Source organism: Streptomyces sichuanensis (assembly GCF_020328095.1).
Taxonomy (GTDB): domain Bacteria; phylum Actinomycetota; class Actinomycetes; order Streptomycetales; family Streptomycetaceae; genus Streptomyces; species Streptomyces cinnamoneus.
Window position 1 is genome coordinate 1 of the sequence record NZ_JAIXMK010000152.1, and the last position, 19702, is coordinate 19702.

Sequence of the window (19702 nt, forward strand, 5' to 3'; positions counted from 1 at the left end):
CAGCTCCTCCTGCAGCTCCTTCGGCCCGGCGGCCGTGAACTCGGCGAACCAGCCCCCGTCCGTGCCGATCCACTGCTCCAACTGTCCGAGCACGGTGGTGACCTGGCGCGGGCCGCCCGGCAGGCCGCGGCCCATGCCCTCGGCCAGGGAGGCGCGGTAGCCGTCGAGGGCCGCGGGCACCGCGCGCAGCCGCTGCGCGATCACCGACCAGTCGTCCTCGGTCTCCGCGGGCATGATGGTGAACACCTCGCGCACCGAGTGCAGCGGCGAGTGGATGTTGCTCACCGTCCGCAGGTGCTCGCCCGCGTCGTGGACGGCGAGCCCGGCGGTCAGCCGCTCGCGCAGCAGCCGGGCGCAGCGCCGCTCGGCCTCGGCGTCCGCCCCTGGCCGCGCCTCGGCCTCGGTCAGCTCCTGCAGCGTCGTACGGGCCAGGCCGGCCAGGGCCCGCTGCCCGGCCGGGGAGAAGTCCGGCAGCTCCGGCCCGCACTCCGCGACGCCCAGATAGGTGCCGGCGATGGGATCGAGCCGGGTGAACGCCTCGACGTAGGAGTCGGCGACCTGGCGGGGCAGCGGGGTGTTCGTGGTGTTCGGCATCCGCCCATCCTCGTACGCCGGAGGCGGCCGCGTCAGGGGATTTTTCCCGTCAGCCGTCCGCCCTGCGGGACGCCGCCCGCGACGCGGTGCGCGCGGCCTTGGGGGCGAGGCGGGCGGTGATGACGAGCGTGCCCTCCTCGATCTGGTAGCCCAGCGGGAGGTCCAGGGCGCGCATGGCGGCGACCATGCCGGTGTTGGAAGCCGTCGTGACGGCGTAGACGCTCTCGCAGCCCGCCTCGCCGGCCATGGCGATCAGCCGGCGGAGCAGCTCGCCGCCGACGCCGCGCCGCTGCCACTCGTCCTCGACGAGCAGCGCGACCTCGGTCTCGTCGCCGTCCCACAGCAGGTGGCCCAGCGCGACGAGCCGGCCGGAGGCTGTGTAGGCCGCCAGGGTGCGGCCGAAGCGGGGGCCGAGGAGGTGGCGGAGGTAGCGGTCGGCGTCGCCGACCGGGCCGTGGTAGCGGCGGTTGAGCGTCGCCGGGGAGCAGCGCTCGTGCATCTGCCGCGCGGCGTCGACGTCGTCGGCGCCGGCGCGGCGGACCGTGATCGCATTGCCCTCGGGGAGCGTGAGGACGTCGCTGCGCGGAGGTATGCGCGGGCCCAGTCGTGCGTCGAGCTCGACCAGCGCCCGGGCGCGGGCGAACTCCGTGGGGGTGAAGGGCAGGTAGGGGCGCTCGATGGTGATCGACCCGCCGGAGGGGTCGCGCAGCCGCAGCACCGTCTCCTCCCACACCCCGTCCTCGGGCACGGGCTCGGCCGGGACGCCGGTGCGGGGGGAGCGGGCCGGTATGGAGTGGATGGTGCAGCGGCCGAGCAGCTGGCGCAGGGCGAGCGGCAGTTCGGCGGCGTCGAGCGCGGTGCGGGTGGCGAGGCCCAGGATCCGGGTGGGGGCGTCCACGAGGTCGTGGGCGTCGGCCCGCTCCAGCCAGCTCTCCCGGCCGCCGCCGTCCGCGGCGGCCAGGGCCAGCTCGGCCGGGGTCAGTGCGGCGGGGGCGCGCAGCAGCAGCTCGTCGACGGTGCCGTCGGCCAGGGGGTGCGTCTGCAGGGCGAGTATGTCGACGTGGCGGCCGGCCAGGGCCAGGCACAGGGCGGCGAGGCTGCCCGGCTCGTCGCGCACGGTCGTCCGCATCCGCCACAGGGCCGTGCCGCCCTCGGCCGGAGCCGGCCGCGCGGCGGCGCCGGCTGCGGGCACTGCGGCGGCCGGGGGCGGGGCGTGCCCCCGGCGCCGGGACCACCAGAGGTGGAACGCGGCCGTGGCGAGCAGCGCGCCGGCGGAGGTGATGAGCAGCACCGGGCCGTCGGGCCCGTGCACCACCGTGTCGGCGACGGCGTCCGCCGTGGCGACCGCCGTGAACAGGGCGGCCAGTTCCACCAGGTCCCGGCGCCAGTGGTGGCGGTGCCGGGCGGAGCTCTTCGCGAAGGTCTCGTCGGTCATGTCCCCACACTGTCCGAGCCGTGTTGCGTGATCACGAACGTCCTGTGTCCTGCGGGTAAAGGACCCTTGTGCCCGCATCTCGAACGATTCACGCCCTACGGCCGGGCGGGGGAACGGGGAGGGCCTCACGGCCCCGGGCACTCAGGCCCGCAGGTCCCGCAGGGCGTCCTCCACGCCGCGGTGGAACGTCGGGTACGCGTAGATCATGTGGCGCAGCGCCTCGACCGGTACCCCGGCCTGGACCGCCACGGCCAGGCCGTACATCACCTCGCCGCCCATCGGGCCGGCCGTGGTCGCGCCGACCAGCACGCCGCGGTCGGCGTCCTCGACGAGCTTGACCAGGCCCTCGTTGCCCGCCTTGTGGATCCAGCCGCGGGCCGAGGACGGCACCCGGGCCAGCCCCGTCCGCACCCGCAGGCCCTTCTCGCGGGCCTGCTTCTCGGTCAGGCCCACCGCCCCCACCTCCGGGTCGGTGAACGTCACCCGCGGCAGGGCGCGGTAGTCGGCGTCCGGCCCCGGCTCGCCGAGCACGGCCCGGATCACGATGTCCGCCTCGTACATCGCCACATGCGTGAACGCGCCGTGCCCGGTCACGTCGCCGACGCCCCACAGCCCCGGCGCCGCCAGCATCTGCCCGTCCGTGCGCAGGGCGCGGGCGGCCGGGTCCAGGCCCACGCTGTCCACGCCCACGGCCGCGAGGTCCACGCGGCGGCCCGTGGCCACCAGCAGCTGATCACCCGTCAGCTCCGAGCCGTCCGCCAGCACCAGGGTGAACGCGTCGCCGCTGTGCCGCACCTCGGCCGCCCGCGCGCCCGTCCGCACGGTCAGCCCCTCCTCGCGCAGCACCCCGGCCAGCAATGCGCCCGCCTCCGGCTCCTCGGCCGGGATCAGGCCGTCCAGGGCCTCCACGACCGTGACACCGGTGCCGAAACGGGCGTAGACCTGGGCCAGTTCCAGGCCGATCGCACCGCCGCCGAGCACCAGCAGCGTGCCCGGCGGTTCCTTCGCGGCGATCGCGCCCCGGTTGGTCCAGTAGGGGACCCCGTCCAGCCCCGGCACCGGCGGGACCTGCGGCCGGCTGCCCGTCGCGAGGACGATGCCGCGCCGCGCCCGGAACACCTCGCCGTTCACCTCGACGCACCCCGGCCCGGCCAGCCTGCCGTGCCCGCGCACCAGGCGGCCACCCCTGCTGGTGAAGCGCTCGGCGGCCGCCCGGTCGTTCCAGTCGTCGGTCGCCTCGTCGCGGATCCGGTCGGCCACCGGCGCCCAGTCGGCACCGACGCGGGCCGAGCCGGCCATGCCGGGCACCCGCCGCCCCTCCGCCAGCAGGTTCCCGGCGCGGATCATCATCTTGCTGGGCACGCACCCCCAGTACGGGCACTCGCCGCCCACCAGCTCCGCCTCGACGCCCACCACCGCGAGCCCCGCTCCGGCGAGCTCCCCGGCCACGTGCTCGCCGCCCGGCCCCATGCCGATGACGACGACGTCCACCTCTTCGGCCACAGCACCGCACCTTCCTCGCGCCGGCTTCGGGTGCCCACCACCTTCCCACTGCGCGGGGGAGGCGTCACTGTCCGACGCGCCCCGGCTGCAGCACCTTGGTGAACAGCACCGCCGCCCGTTCGTCGCGCAGTCGCACCGTCAGCTCACCGCTCTCCGCATCGATGGCGACCTCGCCGAAGAACTGGCTGTCCTGCCCGGGCGGCACGTTCGCGACGGCAGGCGCCTTGACGAAGGGCTGCTCCGGCCCGAACGTGCCGTCCAGTTTCACGGCCGGGAAGCCGCCGGCGTTCAGCGGGCCCGTCACGAACTCCCAGAACGGGGCGAAGTCCTGGAACGCCGCCCGCGCGGGGTCGTAGTGCTGGGCCGAGGTGTAGTGGACGTCGGCCGTCAGCCACACGGTGCCGGTGATCCGCCGGTGCTTGACGTGCCGCAGCAGCTCGGCGATCTGCAGCTCGCGGCCGAGCGGTGCCCCCGGGTCGCCCTGGGCGACGGCCTCGATGTTCGCCGGCCCGTCGGGGACCACCAGGCCCAGCGGCATGTCCGAGGCGATCACCTTCCACACCGCGCGCGAGCGGGCCAGCTCCCGCTTGAGCCACTGGAGCTGGCGGTCGCCCAGGATGCCCTGGGTGTCGTCGGGGCGTCTGCCGGGGGAGTTGGCGTTGCGGTAGGTGCGCATGTCCAGGACGAAGAGGTCGAGCAGGGGGCCGTGGTGCAGCACCCGGTAGACGCGGCCGTCCCCGTCGGGGCGCTGCGTGGAGAGCGGGAAGTACTCGGAGAAGGCCCGCCGCGAGCGCGCCGCCAGCACGTCGACGTCCTTCTCCGTGTAGCGCGGGTCGTCGAGGATCTGGCCGGGGTACCAGTTGTTGCGCACCTCGTGGTCGTCCCACTGCACGACGGTCGGCACCTGGGCGTTGAAGCGCCGCAGGTGGTCGTCCAGCAGGTTGTACCGGAACGCCCCGCGGAACTCCGCGAGCGTCTCGGCGACCTTCGACTTCTCCTCGGTGGTGATGTTCCGCCAGGTGCCGCCGCCGGGCAGGGCGATGGTCGCGGGGATCGGGCCGTCGGCGTAGACGGTGTCGCCGCTGCACAGGAAGAAGTCCGGGTCCAGCCGGCGCATGTGCTCGAAGATGCGGTAGCCGCCGAGGTCGGGGTTGATGCCCCAGCCCTGGCCTGCGAGGTCGCCCGACCAGACGAAGCGCACGTCCCGGCGGCCGGCCGGGGCCGTGCGGAACGTGCCGTACACCGGCCGGCCGGTGCGCCGGGGGTCGTCCGGGTCGGCGAGCAGCACCCGGTAATGGATCTGCTCGCCGGGCGGCAGGCCGTGCAGGGCCGTCCGGCCGGTGAAGTCCGTGTCCGGCCCGACCAGCGGCCCGTTCCGCCGGCGGGCCGAACGGAACGACTCGGTCGCCGAGGTCTCCACGACCATCCGGGCCCTGCGGTCCGAGCGCACCCAGATCAGCCCGGAGGACGCGGTGACGTCCCCGGCCTGGACGCCCCAGCCGGCGCCCGGCCGTCCCGACAGCGCCTGGGCGGGCGCCGCGGCCAGGGGCGGCAGGGCCGCCGCCCCCGCCACGGCCGCCGAGCCGCGCAGCACCGCCCGCCGGCCGACCGCCGGTCCGGTTCCGTAACCCATCGGCCCAACCTCCTGTGCCCGGCCCCCGGCCGTCGTCCTCGTCGTCGTGTGCGGGACCGTTCCTACCGGGCCCGTGTGCCCGGCAACCGAACGGGACGTGAACTCCGGTCAGCGCGAGCCGTCGAGGATGACGCGGGCCACCAGCGCCGGGTCGTCGCTCATGGGACAGTGCCCGCAGCCGGGCAGTCGCACGAGCCGGGCGGACGGGATCACCTTCTTGGCCCGCACGCCCTGGCCGCGCACCAGCAGCCGGTCTCTGGTGCCCCAGCCGATGGTGACCGGAACGTCCGGCACGTCGCGGGTGAACCGGAGCCGGCGACCGGCCGCGAGCGTGGCCTCGAAGCCGGTCGCCTCGCGCAGCGCCCGGGTCTCGGCGACGACGGCGTCGGGGGAACGGCGGCCCGGCCGGGCGTAGATGGGGCTGACCAGGGCCGCCCGGCCCACGGAGGTGCGGGCCAGCCGGGTCACCGTGTGGTCCGGCAGCCGCAGCGCGCCGTGCCGCATGGCCAGGAGCATCCCGAACGCGTAGCGGCGCTCCGCCTCGTTCCAGAACCCGCCGGGGGACAGGGCGGTGACGCTGCGCACGCGCTTGTCGTGACCGAGCTGCAGGGCGAGCAGACCGCCGAGGGAGTTGCCCGCGACGTGCGGCCGGTCCAGGCCCAGGGCGTCGAAGAGCGCGCCCAGCACGGGGACGACGCCCCGCAGGTCGTAGGAGATGCCGTCGGGCAGGCCGGGGGAGAGGCCGAAGCCCGGCAGGTCGACGGCGATCACGTCGCGTTCGGCGGCGAGGATGCCGACGACCGGGTCCCAGACCTGCAGGTGGTGACCGATGCCGTGCAGCAGCACCAGCGGCTCGCCGCCGCCGATCCGCTCGTACACCACCTCCACCGTGCGCGGCCCGGAAGGCGTGTCGGCGGAAAAGGAGATCGACTCGGCCATGGCACAGCTCCTCGCGTCCGTGGGGCTCCGTACGAGACAGGATGTCAGCAGTGGTTACCGCGGGGTAGACCCGTGAACGTGCCGGCCGGGACGAGAGCCGCCTCACGTGGACAATCCCCGCCCCCCTCGGGTGGGATGGGACGTGTGAACGCAGCTGACACCGGCCTGGACGCCTTCGAGGAACACCGCACCACGCTGACCGGCGTGGCCTACCGCATGCTGGGTCGGTTCGCCGACGCCGAGGACGTCGTCCAGGAGGCGTGGCTGCGCTGGTCCGGCGCGGACCGCACGGCCGTCCGCGACCCGCGCGGCTATCTCGTGCGCGTCACCACCCGGCTGGCCGTCGACCGGCTCCGGCAGGTGCAGGCGCGGCGCGAGGCGTACGTCGGGCCGTGGCTGCCCGAGCCCGTCGCCACCGACCTCGGCACGACCGTCCCCGACACCGCCGAACGGGCGGTGCTCGCCGACTCGGTCTCCCTCGCCGTACTCATCGTCCTCGAATCGCTCTCCCCCCTGGAGCGTGCCGTCTTCGTCCTGCGCGAGGCGTTCGGCTTCCCCTACCAGGAGATCGCCGAGGTCCTCGACCGTTCGGAGGCGGCCGTGCGCCAGCTCGCCGGCCGGGCCCGGCGCCACGTGGACGAGCGCAGGCCGCGCTTCGACGTCGACCCCGTGCGCCAACGCGACCTGACCGAGCGCTTCCTCGCCGCCGCCACCGGCGGCAGCATCGAGGACATGCTCGCCCTGCTCGCCCCCGACGTCCGCCTCGTCAGCGACAGCGGCGGCAAGGCCAAGGCCCCGCGACGCGTCATCGAGACCGCCGACAAGGTCGGACGCTTCCTCGTGGCCGTGGGAGGCAATCCCTTGCCCGACCCGGAGGTCCGCTTCCTCGAAGTCAACGGCAGCCCGGCGCTGCTGGTGCTCTCCCAGGGCAGGCCCGAGACCTTCATGAGCATCGAGATCGTGGACGGCCGCATCGCCGAGATCTACCTCATCCGCAACCCCGACAAGCTGACGGGCTTCGCCTCCTGACGGCCCCGCGCCCCGGCCGGCCGCCGCGCCGCGCCGGGGCGGGTCACAACCCGCCGGCCACGCGCAGCACCGCACCGGTGGTGTACGACGCCTCCGGCGACAGCAGCCAGGCCACCGCCCCCGCGACCTCCTCCGGCTCCCCGGGGCGGCCCATGGGGATCCGGTCGGCTATGCGCCACGGCCGCTCCGCGTCGCCCATCGACGCGTGGATGCCGGTCACGACCGCCCCCGGCTGCACCGAGTTGACCCGGATGCCCTCCGCGGCCAGCTCCTTGGACAGCCCGACGGTGAGCGCGTCCACCGCGGCCTTGCTCGCCGCGTAGTGCACGTACTCGCCGGGGCTGCCCAGCGTCGCCGCACCCGACGAGATGTTCACGATGGCGCCACCGCCACCCCCGTGACGGGTGGACATCTCCAGGGCCGCCCGGCGGGCACAGATCATCGCGCCCAGCACATTGACGTCCACGACCCTGCGCATCCGCTCCACCGGAGTCTCGGTGAACCGGCCCAACAGGCCCGTGATCCCGGCGTTGTTGACCAGGCCGGTCACCGGCCCGAGCCGGTCCCGCACGGTGTCGAAGAAGGCGTCGACCTGCGACTCGTCGCTGGTGTCCACCTGAACGGCCACACAGTCGACGCCGTGCTCGCGCACGGCGGCCGCCGTCTTCTCCGCGGCCTCGTGCGCCCGCTCGTAGCCGATGCCCACGGCGTGCCCGGCGCGGGCCAGCCGCAGCGCCACCGCCGCCCCGATGCCCCTGCTGCCCCCGGTGACCACCGTGACGCGCTCTCGCACCTGCTCCATCGCCCGTCCCCCGCTTCTTTCCCGCTCATGGCGATCCGATGATTACCGACGGTACCCGAGCCCTCTGACAACGCCCGGTGCGGGGTGTCATTGGTCTTGACCAAGTGCCCCCGCCGCCCTATGGTCGCAGGCATACTGCAACAACCTTTAATAAAGAAGCGCGCAAAAAGCCTTTGCGGAGGATCAGGGTGGGGACCACGCAGCTGGAATCGGTGCCGGAGCCGAAGTACTGGCACTTGAAGACCGTCCTCAGTGACGCACTCGACTCCGAGTTCGCCGTGGGAGAGATCCTGCCGAACGAGCGCGAGCTCGCGGCCCGCTTCGGCGTCGCCCGTGCCACGCTCCGTCAGGCGCTCGAACAGCTGGAGCTGGAGGGCCGGCTGCAGCGCCGCCGCGGCGTCGGCACCACCGTGGCCCCGCCCCGCATGGGAGTGGCCGTCGCCGACGCCGAACACACCTGGCCCGGCGCCGCTGCCGACGCCTGGCAGCCCGTCGACAGCACCGAGGAGGCGCCGCCCGCCGCGGTCGCCCGGCTCCTGGAGACCGAGCCCGGGCAGGTCGTCCACACCGTGCGCCGCGCCCGCAAGACCCGCGGCCAGCCCGTCGCCGCGGAGCTGCTCTACGTCCCGGCGAGCAGCGTGCCCGCCCTCGCCGCCATCGACGCGCCCGCCGGCCCGGCCCGTGCCCGCGCCGTCCTGCGCGCGCTGCAGCACCTGCAACTGGAGGGCAAGGAGCGGGCCGTGGAGCTCGGATCCGCCCGCGCCGACGACGCCAAGCAGCTCGACCGGCTCCCCGGCGCCCCCGTCCTCCTCGTGACCACCCGCTACGTCTCCGGCGGCCGCACCGCCGCCGTCGCCGTGGCCACCTACCGGGCCGACACCTGCCGGCTCACCTTCGGGGACGCCGGCGGCGCGGCCGTCCAGCTCCTCGCGGGCTGACGATCGCTCAGCGGCGCGCCGTCACCGAGCTCTCGACCGCGAAGAGCTGCGCCTCCACGTGGTCGAGGGCCAGCCGCAGCGCGCCCGTCGCCACCGCGGCCTCGCCCAGCAGCGACTGCGCCACCTGCGGCGGCCGCAGGCAGTAGCGGGCCAGCTCGTTGCGCAGCGGCTCCAGGACGCCGTTCAGTCCGGCGGCCCAGCCGCCCACCACGACCAGCTCCGGGTCGAGGGCCAGCACGAGCGCCGCCACGTCGTGCACCAGCCGGCGCAGATAGCGGTCCACGGCCGCCCGGGCCCGCTCGTCGCCCTGCGCGGCCAGCGTGAACACCCGTGCCACCTGCGCCTCGTCGAGCGGGTGCAGCGGCTCCCCGGTGGTGGACAGCACCTCCTCCGGGGTGGCCTCCCGTCCCAGCAGGTGCAGCGCGCCGATCTCCCCGGCGGCGCCCCCGAAACCCCGGTGCAGGCGGCCGCCGATCAGCGAACCGGCGCCCGGGCTCAGCCCCGCCAGCACGAACACCACGTCGTCGGAGGCGGTCGCCGCGCCCTTCCAGTGCTCGGCGACGGCGGCGGCGTTGGCGTCGTTCTCCACCAGCACGGGGCAGCGGAACGAGCGCCGCAGCCGCTCCCCGAGCGGCAGTCCGGTCCACTGCGGCAGCGCCGTTCCCAGCCGCACGGTCCCGTCCGCCTCCACGATGCCCGGCGTGGCCACGCCCACCGCGCGCAGCGAACTGCGCGGCACCCCGGCCCGCTTGAGGAGGTCGGCGACGGCGGTGCGCACGTGCTCCAGGCGTTCGTCGGCGGGGGCCGTGGCCGAGACCTCCACGTGCGCCGAGCCCACCACGCGCCCGCGCAGGTCCGCGAGCAGCGCCGCGATGCGGTGCGGCCCGATCTCGATGCCGAGCAGATGGCCGGCCTCGACCCGGAAGCGGAAGCGCCGCGCCGGGCGCCCCTGACGGCGTGCCGCGGTCTCGTCGGCGGCCGCCTCCACCACCAGCCCCGAGGCGATGAGCCCCTCGACCACGCCCTCGACGGTCGGCCGGGACAGCCCCGTCACCTTGACCAGGTCGGTGAGCGTGGGTGCCTGGGCAGCGCGCAGCGCGTGCAGCACGACGGCCGAATTGATCCGCCGCAGGAGAGACGGATCCCCGCCGGTGAGCCGCCCCAACGTGCCGCCTCCTCGCTTTGCGTGGCCTTTGCCTGCACGGATCGTATCCGGTGCACGGCGGAGCGGCGAGTGACGGGACTCACCCGGCGGTGCCTACGGGGCCCGGCCCGCGGCGGCGCGCAGCCGCCCGAACTCCTCCGCCATCTTCGGCAGCGGCCAGTGGGCGTTGAGCCCGCTGGGGTTGGGCAGCACCCAGATCCGGGTGTCGCCGATCGTCCGCTCCTGCGGGCCGATCCTCGCGCCCTTGTCCTCGAAGGCGACGCGGTAGGCGGTGACACCCACGACCGCCAGCCAGCGGGGCCGCAGCAGCTTCACCTTCTCGACGAGAACCCGCCCGCCCTCGCGGAACTCCACGGGGCTCAGCTCGTCGGCGCGTGCGGAGGCCCGGGCGACGACGTTGGTGATGCCCAGCCCGTGGTCGAGCAGTTCCCGTTCCTCCGCCGGGCTCAGCTGCCGCGGCGTGAAGCCCGAGGCGTGCAGGGCGGGCCAGAAGCGGTTGCCCGGGCGGGCGAAGTGATGGCCGGTGGCGGCCGACATCAGGCCCGGGTTGATGCCGCAGAAAAGGACGCGGAGGCCGTCCGCGACCACGTCCGGTACGAGACGGTCGCGGGCGGCCTCCAGCTCCTCGCGCGTGAACGAGCGGGTCAGAGGATCGCTCCGGGGGCGTAGGCGGCCGCCTCCGGGTGGCGCTTGGCGATCTCCTCGATCCGGGCGACCACGGAGGCCACCTGGTCGCCGGCCGCGCCGGTGAAGGACAGCTTGTCGGCCATCAGCGCGTCGAGCCCGGCACGGTCGAGCGGGATGCGCTCGTCGGCGGCCAGCTTGCCGAGCAGCTCGTTGCGCTCGGCGCCCTGCTCGCGCATCGCCAGCGCCGAGGCCACGGCGTGCTCCTTGATGACCTCGTGGGCGACCTCGCGGCCGACCCCGGCCCGCACCGCGCCCATGAGGACCTTGGTGGTGGCGAGGAAGGGCAGGTAGCGGTCGAGCTCACGGGCGACGACGGCCGGGAAGGCGCCGAACTCGTCGAGCACGGTCAGGAAGGTCTCCAGCAGGCCGTCGAGCGCGAAGAACGCGTCCGGCAGCGCCACGCGGCGCACCACCGAGCAGGAGACGTCGCCCTCGTTCCACTGGTCGCCCGCCAGCTCGCCGGTCATGGACGCGTAGCCGCGCAGGATGACCATCAGGCCGTTGACGCGCTCGCAGGAGCGGGTGTTCATCTTGTGCGGCATGGCGGACGAACCGACCTGGCCGGGCTTGAACCCCTCGGTGACCAGCTCGTGACCGGCCATCAGGCGGATCGTCTTGGCGAGCGAGGAGGGCGCGGCGGCCAGCTGGACCAGCGCGGTGACCACGTCGTAGTCGAGCGAGCGCGGGTAGACCTGGCCGACGGAGGTGAAGGCGTGGGCGAAGCCTAGGTGGGCCGCGATCCGCTGCTCCAGCTCGTCGAGCTTCGCGGCGTCGCCGCCGAGCAGGTCGAGCATGTCCTGGGCGGTGCCGACCGGGCCCTTGATGCCGCGCAGCGGGTAGCGGCCGAGCAGCTCCTCGGTGCGGGCGAAGGCGACCAGCAGCTCGTCGGCTGTGGTGGCGAAGCGCTTGCCGAGCGTGGTGGCCTGCGCGGCGACGTTGTGCGAGCGGCCCGCCATGACGAGCTCGGCGTGCTCGGCCGCCAGCTTCCCGAGCCGGGCCAGGACGGCGACGACGCGGTCGCGCACCAGCTCCAGGGAGAGCCGGACCTGCAGCTGCTCGACGTTCTCGGTGAGGTCGCGGGAGGTCATGCCCTTGTGCACGTGCTCGTGGCCGGCGAGGGCGTTGAACTCCTCGATGCGGGCCTTCACGTCGTGCCGGGTGACCTTCTCGCGCTCGGCGATCGAGGCCAGGTCGACCTGGTCCAGGACCCGCTCGTAGTCGGCGAGGGCGGCGTCCGGCACCTCGATCCCCAGGTCCTTCTGCGCGCGGAGCACGGCGAGCCACAGCCGCCGCTCCAGCGTCACCTTGTACTCGGGGGACCACAGCACGGCGAGCTCCGCGGAGGCGTAGCGGCCGGCCAGGACATTGGGGATGCGGGGCTTTGCAGTCACGTGGCGAAAGTCTACTGGCGGTTCGCGCAGATCCGGACAGCACCCCGGTTTGTGGCTTGCTACGAAAGGCGCGCTACGGAAGCGGCGACCCGTTCCCGGGCAGCGGGAGCGACTCGAAGGGCAGCAGCTCGGCGCGCTTGGGCGGACGCCCGTCGCCCGAGGAGCGGCCCGTCAGGCGGCGGCCGATCCACGGGGCCAGGTGCTCACGGGCGAAGCGCAGGTCCGAGGTGCGGCGGGCGGCCCAGCCGGGGCGTACGAGCGGGGGCAGCGGCTCGCGCCAGTCGGACTCCGGCGCGTGGCCGAGCGCCTGCCACACCGCCTCGGCCACCCGCCGGTGGCCCTCGGCGTTCAGGTGCAGCCGGTCCTCGGCCCACAGCCGGGAGTCGCCCAGGGCCTCGGACGAGAACAGGTCGACGACCACGGCGTCGTGCCGCCCGGCCAGCTCGTCGATGAAGCCGAAGAGCTGCTCCATGCGGGGCCGGAAGCGCTCCAGCACCGGTCCGCGCCGGCCGGGGCTGCGCATCAGCACCAGCTGCCGGCAGCTCGGGGCCAGCAGGTCCGCCGCCTCGGCGAGCCGCGCGCACACCAGGTCCACGTCGCACTGCGGCCGCAGCACGTCGTTGAGCCCGCCCACGAGCGTCACCAGGTCCGCGCCCATGGCGGCGGCCGGGGCGGCCTGCTCGTCGGCGATCTGACCGATCAGCTTGCCGCGCACCGCGAGGTTCGCATAGCGGAAGCCTGGCGTCCGGGCGGCGAGGCGGGCGGCGAGGAGGTCGGCCCAGCCGCGGTAGGAACCGTCCGGCAGGCCGTCGGACATGCCCTCGGTGAAGGAGTCGCCGACGGCGACGAAGCTGGTGTGCGTGTACGTGGCATTCATCGGCATGGCGCCGTGATCCTACCGCTGCCGTCCCCGGGCCGGGGGCACCGGCCCGGGGACGGGATCACTGCCGCAGGCCGACCAGCTGGCGCAGGACGTCCTCCAGGGTGACCAGGCCGGCCAGGCGGTCGTCCTCGCCGATGACCGCGGCCAGGTGGGCGCCGGTGCGGCCCATCGCCCCGATCACGTCGTCCAGCGGGGTGTCGGCCCGCACCCGGGCGATCGGGCGCATGCGGCGCAGCGGGAAGGGTGTCTCGCGCGAGGTAGCGTCGAGGGCGTCCTTGACGTGCAGGTAGCCCAGGATGCGCCCGGCGTCGTCGACCACGGGGAAGCGGGAGAACCCGGTGGAGGCGGCGAGCCGTTCCAGCTCGTCGGGGGTCACCCCGAAACGGGCGGCGACCACGCGCTCGATGGGCAGCACCACGTCCTCGACCGGGCGCTTGCCCAGGCCGAGCGCGTCGCGCAGCCGGGCGGTGGCCCGCTCGTCCAGCAGGCCGGCCTCGCTGGAGTCGGCCACCATGCGGGCGAGCTGGTCGTCCGAGAAGACCGCCGCCACCTCGTCCTTCGGCTCGACCCGCAGCAGCTTCAGCACGCCGTTGGCCAGCCGGTTGATCGCGAAGACGAACGGGCGCAGGGCGCGCGCCAGCGTCACGAGCGGCGGGCCCAGCAGCAGGGCGGTGCGCACCGGCTCGGCGAGGGCGATGTTCTTCGGCACCATCTCGCCGAAGAGCATGTGCAGGTACGTCGCGACGGACAGCGCGATCACGAACGACACCGGATGGACGAGCCCCTGCGGCAGGCCCACGGCGTGGAAGAGCGGCTCCAGCAGGTGGGCGATGGCCGGCTCGGCGACCACGCCCAGCACCAGCGTGCACAGGGTGATGCCGAGCTGTGCCGCGGCCATCAGCGCCGAGATGTGCCGCAGGCCCCACAGCACGCTGCGGGCGCGCCGGTCGCCGGCGTCCGCGTACGGCTCGATCTGGCCCCGGCGCACGGAGATCATGCCGAATTCCGCGCCCACGAAGAAGGCGTTGGCGACCAGCGTCGCCAGCCCGATCAACAGCTGGACCGCGGTCATCGGCCGGCCTCCTCACCGGGGCGGGCGTCGTCGGCGCCGGGCGCGGCGGGGGCCGTGAGCAGCACCCGGGCCGCGCGCCGGCCGCCGGCGTCGGTGACCTCGATGCGCCAGCCGGCGACCTCGACGGTGTCGCCCTCCACGGGGATGCGGCCGAGGGCGGCGGCCACCAGGCCGGCCAGGGTCTCGTACGGGCCGTCCGGCGCCCGCAGCCCGATGTGCTCCAGATGGTCGGTGCGGGCGGCGCCGTCCGCGTCGTACTGCTTGCGGCCCTCGTCGTCCGTGCCGGCCGGTGCCAGGTCGGGCAGCTCCTGCGGGTCGTGTTCGTCGCGGACCTCGCCGACGACCTCTTCGATGATGTCCTCCAGGGTGACGACGCCGGCCGTGCCGCCGTACTCGTCGATGACGACGGCCATGCTGCGCTTGGCGGAGAAGCGGTCCAGCAGCCGGTCGACGGTCAGCGACTCCGGGACGAGCATCGGCTGGCGCAGCAGCGTGGTGACGGGCCGGTGGAGGCGCTGGTCGGCGGCTATGGTCAGCACGTCCTTGATGTGGGCGATGCCGATGACCGTGTCCAGGCTGCCGCGGTAGACGGGGAAGCGGGACAGGCCGGTGGCCCGGGTGGCGTTGGCGACGTCCTCGGCCGTGGCCCGGGCGTCGAGCGCGATGACCTGCACGCGGGGGGTCATGACGTTCTCGGCCGTGAGGCCGGCGAGGTTGAGGGTCCGCACGAACAGCTCGGCGGTGTCCGCCTCCAGGGCGCCCTCCTTGGCGGAGTGGCGGGCCAGCGCGGCGAGCTCCTGGGGGCCGCGCGCGGTGGCCAGCTCCTCCGCGGGCTCCAGGCCCATGCGGCGCACGACGTGGTTGGCGCTGTTGTTCAGGTGGCGGATCAGCGGGCGGAAGGCCGCGCTGAACGCCCGCTGCGGGCCCGCGACCTTCTTCGCCACCGGCAGCGGGCGCGAGATCGCCCAGTTCTTGGGGACGAGCTCGCCGACGACCATGAGGACGACCGTGGAGAGCACGGTGCCCAGGACCAGGGCCGTGGAGGAGGCGGCCGAGGGCGGCAGGCCGAGGGCCTCGGCGGGCCCCGTCAGCAGTGCCGCGATGGACGGCTTGGAGATCATGCCGATGATCAGGCCGGTGACGGTGATGCCGAGCTGGGCCCCGGAGAGCTGGAAGGTCAGGCTCCGCACGGCCTTCAGGGCGCCTTCCGCGCCGCGTTCGCCGCTGTCGACCGCCCGTTCGAGCTCGGCGCGCTCGACGGTGGTGAGGGAGAACTCCGCAGCGACGAACACGGCACAGGCGAGCGTCAGCAGCACGGCCAGCACCAGGAGGAGGACTTCGGTCATCGGTTCACCTCCGTCCCATGATCGGGCAGGGACGGAAGGACCGCGCGATGTCGGCTCCGGGGACTACTGGGGGGCTCGCCCATGGGCGGACGCTCACACCTTTCACTGAGGGTCTCGACGGCCCGTGGCCGGGCCTGTGTCCGTCCAGGGTAAAGGACGGGCAAAGTGAAAGCCGGATCATTTCCGGAGCCGAAGGCGAAGGCCAGACAAGCTCCCGGAGCCGGAGGCGAGGGCCGGACCGGCTCCCGGGGCGCAGGCGGATCAGCTCCGGAGTTCCTCGATCACCGGGGCGAACGCGTCCATGAAGGGTTCCAGGACCGTGAAGTAGGTGAAGCCGTAGCGCTCGCGGTGGCCGCGCACGCGTTCGGCGATCTCGCGTGCGGTGCCGGCCAGCACGGCAGGGTGCTCCAGCAGCTCCTCCGCCGGGAAGTCCGGGGCGAGGGCGGCGAGCTCGTGCGCCCTGGCGAGCCCGTCGCCGCCGACCTCCACCCGCTGCACCAGGTAGTTCAGCTCGGCGGGCGTGCTGCGGCCGGCCGCGAAGCCGCGGTAGGCCGCCACACGCTCCTCCAGCGCGGACGGGCTGATGAGCCGCAGGGTGCCGTCGGGCCCCGTCTGCGCCCCGGTGAAGGCGGCGATGTCCGCGTGGCGCGCCGTCAGCCGCAGCACCCGGTTGCCGTTCCCGCCGAGCAGCAGCGGGGGACGCGGCGACTGTGCGGTCGCCGGCCGGTGCTCCGGATCGCCCAGCAGCCGGTCGAGCTCGGTGATCGTGCGCTCCAGGTGGTCGACCCGCTCGCGGGGCGAGCCGAACGGCAGGCCGGCGCCGTCGTGCTCGGCCCTGGCGTAGCCGGTGCCCAGCCCCAACTCCAGCCTGCCGCTGGTCAGCTGGTCGGTGGTGGCCACCTCGCGGGCGAGCAGCGCCGGGTTCCAGAACCCGGCGTTGAGCACGAACGTGCCCACCCGCGGCCGCTCCGTGGCCTCCGCGGCGGCCACCAGCGAGGGGAACGGGGCGGGCATGCCGAGGTGGTCCGGCACGAGGATGACGTCGTAGCCCATGGCCTCGGCCTTGCGGCACTTGGCACGCCATGCGGCGGACGAGCCGGTGTCGAGCATGTTGACGGCGAAACGGAACGGACGGGACATGGCGAACCCCCTGGAGTGTCGTTGACGATCAACGTACCGGAGGGTGACTCCGCTTATTGTGGGGTGCACGCGTTCGTGAGGGAACTCACCCGACCGAGGCCGTCCGGAACCGGCTCACGGCCCCGGCTCGGCCGGCCTCCGCGCCACCCCCAGCACGCACGGTGAGGACGGCACGGGCACCCTGGTGCGCGGCACCCGCAGCCGTCGGTAGTCCCCCATCTCGAAGCCGGCCGCCTCGATGGACGCCAGCGGATCGCGGGCCGTGTGACAACCGCCGAACACCAGCGGCCACACCGTGCGGTCCAGCGACCGCTGCACCTGCGCCAGCACCCGCCCCTGCGCGATGCCGTGCTCGAAGAAGCGCAGCTCACCGCCCGGCTTCAGCACCCGCCGCAGCTCCGCCAGCGAACGCCGCACATCCCGCACCGAGCACAGCACCAGGGACACCACGGCCGCGTCGAACGCCTCGCTCTTGACCGGCAGCGCCTCGGCGGCGCCCGGGACCACGTCCACCGGCACCCCCGCCCGGACCGCCGCCTCCACCGCCAGCCGCCGCAGCCGGCGCTCCGGCTCGATGGCCACCACCTCCGAGACGGTGCCGGGGTAGTGGGGGAAGTTCAGCCCGTTGCCGGCGCCGATCTCGATGACCCGCCCGGACAGGCCGGTCAGCAGCGCCTGCCGGTGGGCCCCGACGCCCGCGCGCTCGTCCACGACCGGGCTCAGCCTCGCGTAGAGGCGGGCGAAGAGCGGGTGATGCACCACGTCGTGCGGCGTTCTGGTGCTGCGGAACGGCATGTCATACCCCTTCCCGGGGCCGGGAATACGACGGCTACGTCGATTCTTCCCAGGGACGGGGCTTCCCTCCCCTGCGCTCCCGGATCAGCGGAACGCCCCGCAGGGCTCCGCACCGTCCCAGGTGCCGCCCAGCTCCGGCGTCAGCCAGGACGGCGCCGCCTCGCGGAAGTCCTGCGGACGCAGCGCGCCCGCCCCCTCCGGCACCGCGCCCAGCAGTCCCGCCCCGGCCACCTCCGGCAGGTCGGCCAGGTTGCAGCGCATGGCCAGGTCCGGGTCGGCCGGCCAGCTGCCGATGACCACGCCCGTGCAGTGCAGCCCCCGCGAACGCAGCGCCTCGGCGGTGAGCTCGGTGGTGTTGAGCGTGCCCAGACCCGCCTGGGCGACGACCAGCACCGGCGCGTCCAGCAGCCCGGCCACGTCCGCGAGCGTCGCACCGGCGTCGTCCAGCCGGACCAGCAGCCCGCCCGCGCCCTCGACCAGCACCAGGTCGTGGGAGGCGGCCAGCCCGGCCGCCGCCCGCGCGATCTCCTGCGGCCGCACGGGCGGCAGGCCCGCCCGCCGGGCGGCCGTAGCGGGCGCCAACGGCTCGGGGAATCGGGCCAGTTCCGTACCGGTCACGGGCCCCGCGAGCCGCAGCACCTCCGCGACGTCCCCCGGCTCGTCCGGGCCGACCCCGGTCTGGGCGGGTTTGAGCACCGCCACCGAACGTCCGGCGGCCAGCGCCGCCGCCGCCACGGCGGCCGTCACCACGGTCTTGCCGACCTCCGTGCCCGTCCCCGTGACCACCATGACCGACATGACGTCCCCTCCGTTCCACCAGGGCACCGCCGCACGCGCGGCAGGCGCCGGTCCTGCGCCGCCAGCCCTGCGCGGACGGCGTTTCGCTCTAGCCCTCGCGGGCGACGGCGCGCACCGCCGCACAGATCCGGGCCAGGTCCTCGTCGCCCGTGACATAGGGCGGCATGGTGTAGACGAGGTCGCGGAACGGCCGCAGCCACACTCCCTCGCGCACCGCCGCCCGGGTCGCCGCCGCCATGTCCACCTCGTGATCGAGCTGGACGACGCCGATCGCGCCGAGCACCCGTACGTCGCGGACCCCCGGGTACTCCGCCGCCCCGGCCAGACCGTCGAGCAGGCCGGCCTCGATCCGCTTGACCTCCGCCTGCCAGTCCTGGGACAGCAGCAGGTCGAGGGACGCGCAGGCGACCGCCGCCGCCAGCGGGTTGGCCATGAACGTCGGGCCGTGCGCGAGCACCGGGACCTCGCCCCGGGAAATGCCCTCCGCCACCCGTGTCGTGCACAGCGTCGCCGCCATCGTCAGATAGCCGCCGGTGAGCGCCTTGCCCAGACACAGCACATCGGGGGTGATCCCCGCGTGATCCGCCGCGAAGAGCGCGCCCGTACGGCCGAAGCCGGTGGCGATCTCGTCGAGGATCAGCAGCACGTCGTACTCGTCGCACGCCTCGCGCAGCATCCGCAGATGGCCGGGGGAGTGGAAGCGCATGCCGCCCGCGTTCTGCACCACAGGCTCGACGATCACCGCGGCCAGCTCGTCGGCGTGCCGCGCGATCAGCTCCCGCACGTGCGCCGCGTACGCCGGATCGACCTCGGCGTCGAAGCCGGTCGGCGGTGCGTCCGCGAAGATCTGCTCGGGCAGCGCACCGGACCACAGCGCGTGCATGCCGCCGTCCGGGTCGCACACCGACATCGGCTGCCAGGTGTCGCCGTGATAGCCGCCGCGCCAGGTCAGCAGGCGCTGCTTGTGCGGCTTTCCGGCCGACCGCCAGTACTGGAGGCACATTTTCAGGGCCACCTCGACCGACACCGAGCCGGAGTCGGAGAAGAAGACGTGCTCCAGCCCCTCGGGCGTGATCTCCACCAGCTTGGCGGCCAGCCGCACGGCGGGCTCGTGGGTGAGCCCGCCGAACATCACATGACTCATCCGCCCCAGCTGGTCCTGGGCGGCGGCGTTGAGCACCGGGTGGTTGTAGCCGTGGATCGCCGACCACCAGGACGACATGCCGTCGACCAGCTCGCGCGAGCCGTGGGCCTCCCCGGCCAGCCGCAGCCGGACGCCGGACGCGGACTCGACCACCAGCGGATCGACCCGGCCGGGCATCGGACCGTACGGATGCCACACGTGCTGCTTGTCCAGGGCGAGCAGGTCACTCGCGGTGAGCGGCTCAGGCATTGGGCGGCAGGTCCGTTCCCGCGCCCCGGCGGCGCACGGCGACCAGGTCCGAACGGGCCTCGCCCGCCGGCGCCGGCTCGGCCGCCGCACCCGCACCCGCACCCGCATCCGCCGCGCCGCCGTCACCGCACGGGCCGCAGCCGCCGCCCGTACCGCAGC

General features: G+C 74.4%; 18 protein-coding genes and 1 pseudogene. 2 read left to right on the forward strand and 17 right to left on the reverse strand.

Going from position 1 to position 19702, the window contains the following annotated elements:
• The 5 genes from LE181_RS28795 to LE181_RS28815 all read right to left on the reverse strand — a co-directional run.
• A partial coding sequence (locus LE181_RS28795) for a DUF885 family protein (RefSeq protein ID WP_225664445.1) occupies positions 1–594 on the reverse strand: 594 nt, incomplete at its 3' end.
• Positions 595–643: 49 nt separating this feature from the next.
• A complete protein-coding gene (locus tag LE181_RS28800) occupies positions 644–2029 on the reverse strand; it encodes a GNAT family N-acetyltransferase (RefSeq protein WP_225664446.1) in 1386 nt (461 codons plus the stop codon).
• Between the two features lie 141 nt (positions 2030–2170).
• A complete protein-coding gene (locus tag LE181_RS28805) occupies positions 2171–3532 on the reverse strand; it encodes a dihydrolipoyl dehydrogenase family protein (RefSeq protein ID WP_225664447.1) in 1362 nt (453 codons plus the stop codon).
• A gap of 64 nt (positions 3533–3596) precedes the next feature.
• Positions 3597–5165: an alkaline phosphatase D family protein gene (locus LE181_RS28810; RefSeq protein ID WP_225664448.1), complete on the reverse strand. Its 1569-nt coding sequence runs from the start codon at positions 5163–5165 to the stop codon at positions 3597–3599.
• Between the two features lie 108 nt (positions 5166–5273).
• Positions 5274–6104, reverse strand: a complete 831-nt coding sequence (locus LE181_RS28815; RefSeq protein WP_225664449.1) for an alpha/beta fold hydrolase — start codon at positions 6102–6104, stop codon at positions 5274–5276.
• Positions 6105–6239: 135 nt separating this feature from the next.
• Between LE181_RS28815 and LE181_RS28820 the strand changes: the two genes are divergently transcribed.
• Positions 6240–7133 (forward strand): RNA polymerase sigma-70 factor, encoded by an 894-nt coding sequence (locus LE181_RS28820; protein WP_372458531.1) that lies wholly within the window; start codon positions 6240–6242, stop codon positions 7131–7133.
• A 43-nt stretch (positions 7134–7176) separates the two neighbouring features.
• Here the strand turns inward: LE181_RS28820 and LE181_RS28825 are convergent, their stop codons facing one another.
• Positions 7177–7935, reverse strand: a complete 759-nt coding sequence (locus LE181_RS28825) for an SDR family oxidoreductase (protein ID WP_225664451.1) — start codon at positions 7933–7935, stop codon at positions 7177–7179.
• A gap of 188 nt (positions 7936–8123) precedes the next feature.
• Between LE181_RS28825 and LE181_RS28830 the strand changes: the two genes are divergently transcribed.
• The gene (locus LE181_RS28830; RefSeq protein WP_225664452.1) at positions 8124–8873 is read left to right on the forward strand and encodes a GntR family transcriptional regulator; all 750 of its coding nucleotides are present in this window, start codon (positions 8124–8126) and stop codon (positions 8871–8873) included.
• Positions 8874–8880: 7 nt separating this feature from the next.
• On the opposite strand, the gene LE181_RS28835 is transcribed toward LE181_RS28830, so the two are convergent.
• The 11 genes and pseudogenes from LE181_RS28835 to LE181_RS28885 form a co-directional block, all read right to left on the reverse strand.
• Complete coding sequence (locus LE181_RS28835; RefSeq protein ID WP_225664453.1) at positions 8881–10038, reverse strand: ROK family transcriptional regulator; 1158 nt, start codon at positions 10036–10038, stop codon at positions 8881–8883.
• A 93-nt stretch (positions 10039–10131) separates the two neighbouring features.
• Positions 10132–10686 carry a G/U mismatch-specific DNA glycosylase gene (mug, locus tag LE181_RS28840; RefSeq protein WP_225664462.1) on the reverse strand — a complete coding sequence of 185 codons (555 nt, stop codon included), beginning with the start codon at positions 10684–10686 and terminating at the stop codon, positions 10132–10134.
• Complete coding sequence (gene purB / locus LE181_RS28845; protein ID WP_225664454.1) at positions 10683–12116, reverse strand: adenylosuccinate lyase; 1434 nt, start codon at positions 12114–12116, stop codon at positions 10683–10685. Before purB ends, mug begins: the two co-directional genes overlap by 4 nt.
• 73 nt (positions 12117–12189) lie before the next feature.
• Positions 12190–12999, reverse strand: a complete 810-nt coding sequence (locus LE181_RS28850; RefSeq protein ID WP_225664455.1) for an SGNH/GDSL hydrolase family protein — start codon at positions 12997–12999, stop codon at positions 12190–12192.
• Between the two features lie 58 nt (positions 13000–13057).
• Entirely contained in the window at positions 13058–14071 is a 1014-nt protein-coding gene (locus LE181_RS28855; RefSeq protein ID WP_225664456.1) for a hemolysin family protein, read from the reverse strand.
• A complete protein-coding gene (locus tag LE181_RS28860; RefSeq protein WP_225664457.1) occupies positions 14068–15417 on the reverse strand; it encodes a hemolysin family protein in 1350 nt (449 codons plus the stop codon). The genes LE181_RS28855 and LE181_RS28860 overlap by 4 nt, the downstream gene beginning before the upstream one ends.
• Positions 15418–15678: 261 nt before the next feature.
• Positions 15679–16557, reverse strand: a complete 879-nt coding sequence (locus tag LE181_RS28865) for an LLM class F420-dependent oxidoreductase (protein WP_225664458.1) — start codon at positions 16555–16557, stop codon at positions 15679–15681.
• A 114-nt stretch (positions 16558–16671) separates the two neighbouring features.
• On the reverse strand, positions 16672–17352 hold the full coding sequence (locus tag LE181_RS28870; RefSeq protein ID WP_225664459.1) for a class I SAM-dependent methyltransferase: 681 nt from the start codon (positions 17350–17352) through the stop codon (positions 16672–16674).
• An 84-nt stretch (positions 17353–17436) separates the two neighbouring features.
• Positions 17437–18150 carry a dethiobiotin synthase gene (gene bioD, locus LE181_RS28875; RefSeq protein ID WP_225664460.1) on the reverse strand — a complete coding sequence of 238 codons (714 nt, stop codon included), beginning with the start codon at positions 18148–18150 and terminating at the stop codon, positions 17437–17439.
• Positions 18151–18238: 88 nt separating this feature from the next.
• Complete coding sequence (locus tag LE181_RS28880; protein ID WP_225664461.1) at positions 18239–19543, reverse strand: adenosylmethionine--8-amino-7-oxononanoate transaminase; 1305 nt, start codon at positions 19541–19543, stop codon at positions 18239–18241.
• Positions 19536–19702, reverse strand: a pseudogene (locus LE181_RS28885) (biotin synthase BioB); the annotation flags it as partial. The gene LE181_RS28880 and the pseudogene LE181_RS28885, both read right to left, overlap by 8 nt.